The sequence below is a fragment of the Prevotella sp. CAG:255 genome (assembly GCF_000431195.1).
GTDB lineage: Bacteria > Bacteroidota > Bacteroidia > Bacteroidales > Bacteroidaceae > Prevotella > Prevotella rara.
Map to the genome: position 1 here is coordinate 68,154 of NZ_HF986840.1, position 6,523 is coordinate 74,676.

Annotated in this window: 8 protein-coding genes; all 8 read left to right on the top strand. The window is 43.8% G+C overall.

All coding sequences use genetic code 11. The annotated features are described in order from the left end of the window. The first annotated feature begins 10 nt into the window (after positions 1 to 10). A complete protein-coding gene (locus QVO66_RS11080; RefSeq protein ID WP_021855566.1) occupies positions 11 to 445 on the top strand; it encodes a DUF5606 family protein in 435 nt (144 codons plus the stop codon). Continuing rightward, positions 429 to 1,076, top strand: coding sequence for an endonuclease III (gene nth, locus QVO66_RS11085; protein ID WP_021855567.1), 648 nt, complete (start codon positions 429 to 431; stop codon positions 1,074 to 1,076). The genes QVO66_RS11080 and nth overlap by 17 nt, the downstream gene beginning before the upstream one ends. Before the next feature lie 56 nt (positions 1,077 to 1,132). Next, the gene (locus QVO66_RS11090) at positions 1,133 to 1,831 is read left to right on the top strand and encodes a DUF2461 domain-containing protein (protein ID WP_021855568.1); all 699 of its coding nucleotides are present in this window, start codon (positions 1,133 to 1,135) and stop codon (positions 1,829 to 1,831) included. Between the two features lie 353 nt (positions 1,832 to 2,184). Then, positions 2,185 to 2,469 carry a hypothetical protein gene (locus QVO66_RS11095; protein ID WP_021855569.1) on the top strand — a complete coding sequence of 95 codons (285 nt, stop codon included), beginning with the start codon at positions 2,185 to 2,187 and terminating at the stop codon, positions 2,467 to 2,469. Beyond that, positions 2,466 to 2,903 carry a LexA family protein gene (locus tag QVO66_RS11100; RefSeq protein WP_021855570.1) on the top strand — a complete coding sequence of 146 codons (438 nt, stop codon included), beginning with the start codon at positions 2,466 to 2,468 and terminating at the stop codon, positions 2,901 to 2,903. The genes QVO66_RS11095 and QVO66_RS11100 overlap by 4 nt, the downstream gene beginning before the upstream one ends. 7 nt (positions 2,904 to 2,910) lie before the next feature. Then, positions 2,911 to 4,179: a Y-family DNA polymerase gene (locus QVO66_RS11105; protein WP_021855571.1), complete on the top strand. Its 1,269-nt coding sequence runs from the start codon at positions 2,911 to 2,913 to the stop codon at positions 4,177 to 4,179. A gap of 267 nt (positions 4,180 to 4,446) precedes the next feature. Further along, positions 4,447 to 5,016 (top strand): DUF4890 domain-containing protein, encoded by a 570-nt coding sequence (locus QVO66_RS11110; RefSeq protein ID WP_021855572.1) that lies wholly within the window; start codon positions 4,447 to 4,449, stop codon positions 5,014 to 5,016. A gap of 820 nt (positions 5,017 to 5,836) precedes the next feature. Further along, positions 5,837 to 6,523 (top strand): TrmH family RNA methyltransferase (locus tag QVO66_RS11115; protein ID WP_288172831.1); only part of this gene is annotated, 687 nt, incomplete at its 3' end.

Consider the following 6,523-nt stretch of genomic DNA (forward strand, 5'->3'; position numbering starts at 1 on the left):
GAATATAAAGATGAAACAGACAATTCTTTCTATCTCAGGAAAACCAGGCCTTTATATTTTGGTATCAAGAGGCAAGGCTAATTTAATAGTTGAAAAAGTAGACGAAACACATAAGCGTATGCCGGTGTTTGCAAGTGACTGTGTAACAAGTCTTAACGACATAGCCATGTATACAAATGCCGATGATGTGCCTTTGACAAAGATTCTTGCTGACCTCTATAAAGTAGAGAATGGTGGCGAGGTATCAATAGATTACAGAAAATGTCCTTCAAAGGAACTTCGTGATCACTTTGCAAAGGTTCTTCCGGATTTCGATCAGGACAGAGTTCACGACAGCGATATCAAGAAACTGTATCAATGGTACAACATATTGGTTAAGAACGGAATAACTGATTTTGAGAACAATACCGAGGCTTCAGCTAAAGAGAATGAACAAGAAGGATAGGTATCAGTACATAATTGATTATTTCAAAGAAGAAATGCCGAAAGTCACTACCGAATTAGAATTCGGTAGTGTTTTTCAATTATTGGTTGCCGTTGTTCTCAGTGCCCAATGTACCGACAAGCGTGTCAACTCTATCACGCCGCAGCTGTTTGAGCGTTATCCTGATGCTAAGTCTATGGCCGAGGCGGAGGCGGATGAGGTTTACGAGTATATAAAGAGCGTGTCGTATCCTAACGCCAAGTCGCAGCATCTTGTCAGCATGGCACGTATGCTGATATCTGACTTCAACGGCGAAGTGCCCGACACAATGGATAAGTTGATAAAACTGCCGGGAGTGGGGCGCAAGACGGCTAATGTCATTCAGGCCGTAGCCTTCGGCCGTTCGGTCATTGCCGTTGACACGCATGTGTTCCGTGTGAGCCACAGGCTCGGACTTGTAACACGTAAGGCCAACACGCCGCTTAAAGTTGAGAGTGAACTTATGGCTAACATCCCGGCAGAATATGCAACAGATGCACATCATTGGCTGTTGTTGCACGGCCGGTACGTATGTACGAGCCGTAAGCCCCATTGTGAGAAGTGTCCTTTTGATCACTTCTGTCCTAAAATAATGGACGGCTCAAAGCTGTAGAACCGGTATTCTTATTTATTGAATTTTGTAGTCTTATTTAATGGTCTGTAGGTATTATGCAAACAAAAATAATATTCGATTTTCTTGAAAATATAAGAAAAAATAACAACAGGGAATGGTTTAACAGCCATAAGGACGAATATCTTTCAGCCAAGGCTGTGTTTGAAAAATGTATAGAAGAGGCAATAGCAAGGATTACAGAGTTCGACCCTTCGGTAAAACATCTTACAATAAAGGATGTAACTTACCGTTTCTATCGCGACACGCGTTTTTCACAGGATAAGTCTCCGTACAAGACTCATCTTGGGGCATATATTGCAGCCCATGGCAAGAAGGCGCTTCATGGAGGTTATTACATTCATTTTGAGCCGGGACACTGTCTGTTGTCATGTGGCAACTATTGGCTTCCTACCAATATCCTTACTTCCTGCAGAAACGAGATAATGGCTAACATAGATACATGGAGAGGCATTGTTGAGAGCAAGAAGTTTGTAGAACTCTTTGGCCGTCCGGGCGAAGGAACATGGGATTCACCTAAGGGGTTTGGATTGGAAAGTCTGAAGACTGCTCCGTCTGGATTTCCGCGCGATTATGAGTTTATCCAGTATCTGCGAATGAAAGATTACTGCTGCTGGACAGCTGTGCCCGACACATTCTTTTCAAAGAGCACATGGCTCGACGAGATGTCAGACATCCTGGCTGTCGGTAAGCCAATGATGGATTTTGTCAATTCGGTTATAGATGATTATGAATAACCGCTAATCAGATATTATGGCTACTGTCGGAGCTATGTGCGATATGCCCCGCATGCCAATGTATTGTGCTGAGTGAATATTGCACGGCAAGTTTTTATATTGAGCTCCGGCAGTGATATTGCAAAAGACATTCTTTTGCATCCCGAAAGGCGGCATATTGGATTGTAAAAGACGGCTTTTTGAACGCTAAAACAATGCCTTTTGCAGCATGCTTCATAATAAGCTGTAAAATAGATATTTACAGGTGATACATGATATCGTTGTCAGATAAGCTATTTTCTTTGACATATTGCCGTTTGGCATATTTCTGTGGCAGTTACGTCTATTATGCATTAATTTAATTAAAAACGCTAATGAAGGACCAGTTAAGGTTACTGAGAGATTGTATAACCAACTATATACCGGCTGTTGTGTTTCAGGGTGACGACAGCTGTGCTCCCGAAATATTGGAGGCGGCTATGGACATTTACCGTAAGCATGGCTGCTCTGAAGAATTCTTGTACGATTGGCAACAGCTTATTAACGAGGTTAAGGCATATCAGACTGAATGTCCCGACAGGGTGAAGTTGCCTAAACTCTCGGCTACGGAGAAGGAACTTGTAAGAGAGGACATGATTAAAAACGCACTCAGAAGATGACCCTTATACTATATTCGGCAGATCTTAGCAGCGAGTTAAGCCTTACTTATGCAGACGGAGGCATACGTGCAGGTTTTCCTTCACCGGCACAAGACTATTTGTCTGACAGCATTGACCTTAACCGTGAACTTGTGCGTCATCCGGCCACAACGTTTTACGCCCGTGCTGTCGGCGACTCAATGAAGGGATGTGGCATTGACGATGGAGATTTGCTCGTTATCGACAAGTCTATCGACCCGCATGACGGCGATATTGTCGTGGCATTTATCGACGGCGAGTTTACACTGAAGAAAGTAAGAATAGATCCAGACGGCAGTTGTCTTTGGCTAATTCCTGCCAATGACGATTATCCTCCGATAAAGGTAACAGAGGAGAACAATTTTATCGTGTGGGGCGTTCTTACCTATAATATAAAACGGCAGCTAAGAAGATAGTGATACAATGTTTGCCTTGGTTGACTGCAATAATTTTTACTGTTCGTGTGAGCGTGTGTTCAATCCGGCCTTGCGAACGTCGCCTGTCGTAGTGCTTTCAAATAACGACGGATGCATCATAGCGCGCAGCAATGAGGCAAAGGCCATGGGCATTGCCATGGGCACTCCGTTCTATCAGGTTAAAGATATGCTCGAGAGAAACAAGGTGGCCGTGTTCAGTTCAAATTATACCCTTTATGGCGACATGAGCAGGCGCGTAATGATGCTTCTTTCCGAGTTCGCTCCCGATGTCAGTCAATATTCAATTGATGAGGCTTTTGTTGACCTTTCTGGTTTTGGCAGCGGTGACATGCTGCGCGAATATGGAATGAAGATTGTGCGTGCCATAGGCAAGGGTACGGGTATACCGGTAACCATGGGCATTGCTCCTACCAGGACTTTGGCCAAGGTGGCTTCTAAGTATGGCAAACGTTTCAAGGGCTATCATGGCGTATGCCTTATCGATACAGATGACAAACGTATAAAAGCTCTGCAGGGACTTGATGTGGCTGATGTGTGGGGCATAGGACGACGCAGCGTGTCTAAGCTCAACTATTATGGAGTACACACTGCCTACGACCTGGTGCAGCGCAGTGAGAGTTGGGTGCGCAAAATGCTTACCATATCAGGAGTAAGAACCTGGCGCGAACTTCATGGCGAAAGTTGCATAGATATAGAAGAGTTGCCGCAGAAAAAGAGCATATGTACGAGCCGAAGTTTTGCCGATGAAGGCTTGTCTGAACTCGGTCATTTAGAGGAGGCCGTGGCAAACTTTGCTTCGGCATGTTCTCGCAAGCTTAAGCAACAGCACAGCTGTTGTGGTGCCGTTACAGTGTTTGCCTATACAAGCCGTTTCCGTACAGATGTGCCTCGCCGTGCAATAAACCATACGTCAGTGATGACAGTTCCCACAAATGATTTGCGTGAACTCGTGTCAACGGCAGTAGATGCCTTGCGTTCGCAGTGGCCGGCTGATACATGCCGCTTTAAGAAGGCTGGTGTAATAGTGTGGGACATTTGTCCTGACACGGCAGTTCAGACTTATCTTTTTGATAAGGTTGACCGTGCAAAGCAGGCCCGACTTGCTGCCGCAATAGACTGTATAAACCGTAAAAACGGCTATGGCATGGTTAAGATTGCTGTGCAGGGCACAGGCAATGATTGGCATCTCAAGCACGAACACGCCTCACAGAGATATACGACAGACTTGAATGAAATAATAAAGGTGAAGGCATAATTCCCGATTATTCCATGTCTTTTAGGCGTTTGTTGTGTCTTTTACCTTTTTATTATTTACTTCCGTAATTTTTTGTTATTAGTATTTTATCTTATTCCGGCATATATAGAAGACTGATTTTATGATAGATTATTAAAATTTTTTTTCGGGTTAAGATTTCTATTCGTTTTGGTATATACAATCTTCCTGTTTGTTGATTATGTTTTTATTTGAATTACGCATTTTGTAATTTTGCCGCAGAAATGTTTCATAAACAAATTAAATGATATGAAAAAGTTAACTTTTATAGCTGCTTTTGCAATGTCGCTTTTCTGTGTCTTGGGCTCACCGAGTGTTTATGCACAAGAGCAACAGGGCCGTAAACCGGCAATGAGAAAAGTTGTTGACCCTGAAACTTCGGCGCGTGAGCTTACAGACAGGATGAAAGAGGAACTGAAACTTACAGAAAAGCAATATAAAAAGGTTTACAAGCTCAACCTGAAAGAAGCTGAGGCCATGGCCGATGAAAATAAGCCAGAAATGCCTGATGGCATGAATAGGGCCGGTGAAGGTCGCGACGGAATGCGTCCGGGAATGAGACCTGATGGTATGCGCATGGGGCCCGGTGGAGGAATGAGGCCTAGACCAGGTGATGGCACGGATAATGCAGATTTCAGCGAGAAGGCTGAACAGATGAAAAAGCGTGAAGAGAAGATGGACAAGAAGATGAAAAAGATTCTTGATGACGGACAATATGCAAAATGGCAGGATATGATGAAAGAAAGGAGAGAACGGCAAAAACGCGAACTCGACCTTCAGCGGCAGCGTAGGGAATTGGGCCTCCCAGAAAAAGCCTGACTTTATTGCTGCTTGATTATGCTTTCGGCTTTATGTTCAAATTATAGCTTTATTATGACTTTTGTGCAGAGTGCTGCTGAAGTCTTGCAGATGTCTTTTCATAGACAATTTGCTTGATGAGATTTACCCCCAACTGGTTATTGGCTTTCTGCTGTATTGTCATTTTATATTGAGTTGATTGCCGTATAACTTTCACTGGCGTGCGGTTTATGAACTCCGACGATAGAAAATACAAATACGGCTGAAAGTATGAATATACCAATTGTATTAAACAATACATAGCCTGATTACTGATTTGGGTTAAAGTAATTTGTTGATATGGAAACTTAATGCCGATTACGGATTTGTTGGTAGTTGACGTCATACAATTGCTACATTTATATTGGCGTTGTAATTTGATTTTCCTTTTATTTTGGCACGTGAGTGTCGTGTTGGTTTCTTTTTTATTGGCACGTGAGTGTCTTTTAGATTTAGCGATTGCCCTGCCGTGCCATTATGGTGCGGCAGGTTTTCTTTATGTTATTCCCGGTTGGTCATAGATGTTTTTGGCTGTTTTGTTGTTCATTTTTCATTTTAATGTAGGTTTGTCTTGTGGCTGTTCTTTATATGCCATTATCATGCGGGAGAATATTGTGCATCCATATAATTGTGGCATTAATCAAATGTCTTGATATGCCGCAAACTTCCGTTAACTTCTTATAAGTTCTATAAAAACAGCATCTGCCTATAGTCTTTTGTGCCTGAATATTTATGGAGTGTGGCAAATAAATGCTACTTTTGTATCGTCATAATATAAACGTAAAAAGATTATCATTGCTGCATGCCTGTAATAGAGATAATATCATTAAGTCATCCCGGAGTAGAAATATTCGGTAAACTTACCGAAGCACAGCTCCGTAACCGTGTAGAGCCGGGAAAAGGTCTGTTTATTGTTGAGAGTCCAAAGGTTATACGTGTGGCTCTCGATGCCGGATATGAGCCTTTGGCGCTTATGTGCGAGCGTAAGCATATCACAGGCGATGCTGCCGATATAGTGGAGCGTATAGGTGATGTGCCGATATACACCGGTGAGCGTGATGTCTTGTCTGGACTTACCGGGTATACACTTACGCGTGGCGTGCTGTGTGCCATGCGTCGTCCTGTCATGCCTTCAGTCAGTGATGTTTGCCGTGATGCAAGCCGGGTTGTAGTCATTCATGGTGTTGTCGACACAACCAACATTGGTGCTATCTTTCGTTCCGCTGCAGCTTTGGGCATTGATGCCGTGCTGATAACACCCGATTCGTGCGATCCTCTTAACCGTCGTGCTGTCAGGGTGTCTATGGGTTCGGTTTTTCTTGTTCCGTGGACATGGTGCGACGATCCGTTTGGCGAGTTGTCACGCCTTGGCTTCCGCACGGCGGCAATGGCTCTTACCGACCGTTCTGTGCCTCTTGATTATAAACCGCTGAAAGACGAGTCGCGTCTTGCGCTCATTATGGGTACCGAGGGCGACGGACTTCCTGCT

Excerpts from the sequence above, each read along its gene's own strand:
- QVO66_RS11080 (WP_021855566.1), top strand. The coding sequence starts at position 11 with ATGAAACAGACAATTCTTTCTATCTCAGGAAAACCAGGCCTTTATATT.
- QVO66_RS11095 (WP_021855569.1), top strand. The coding sequence starts at position 2,185 with ATGAAGGACCAGTTAAGGTTACTGAGAGATTGTATAACCAACTATATA.
- nth (WP_021855567.1), top strand. The coding sequence starts at position 429 with ATGAACAAGAAGGATAGGTATCAGTACATAATTGATTATTTCAAAGAA.
- QVO66_RS11110 (WP_021855572.1), top strand. The coding sequence starts at position 4,447 with ATGAAAAAGTTAACTTTTATAGCTGCTTTTGCAATGTCGCTTTTCTGT.
- QVO66_RS11090 (WP_021855568.1), top strand. The coding sequence starts at position 1,133 with ATGCAAACAAAAATAATATTCGATTTTCTTGAAAATATAAGAAAAAAT.
- QVO66_RS11100 (WP_021855570.1), top strand. The coding sequence starts at position 2,466 with ATGACCCTTATACTATATTCGGCAGATCTTAGCAGCGAGTTAAGCCTT.
- QVO66_RS11105 (WP_021855571.1), top strand. The coding sequence starts at position 2,911 with ATGTTTGCCTTGGTTGACTGCAATAATTTTTACTGTTCGTGTGAGCGT.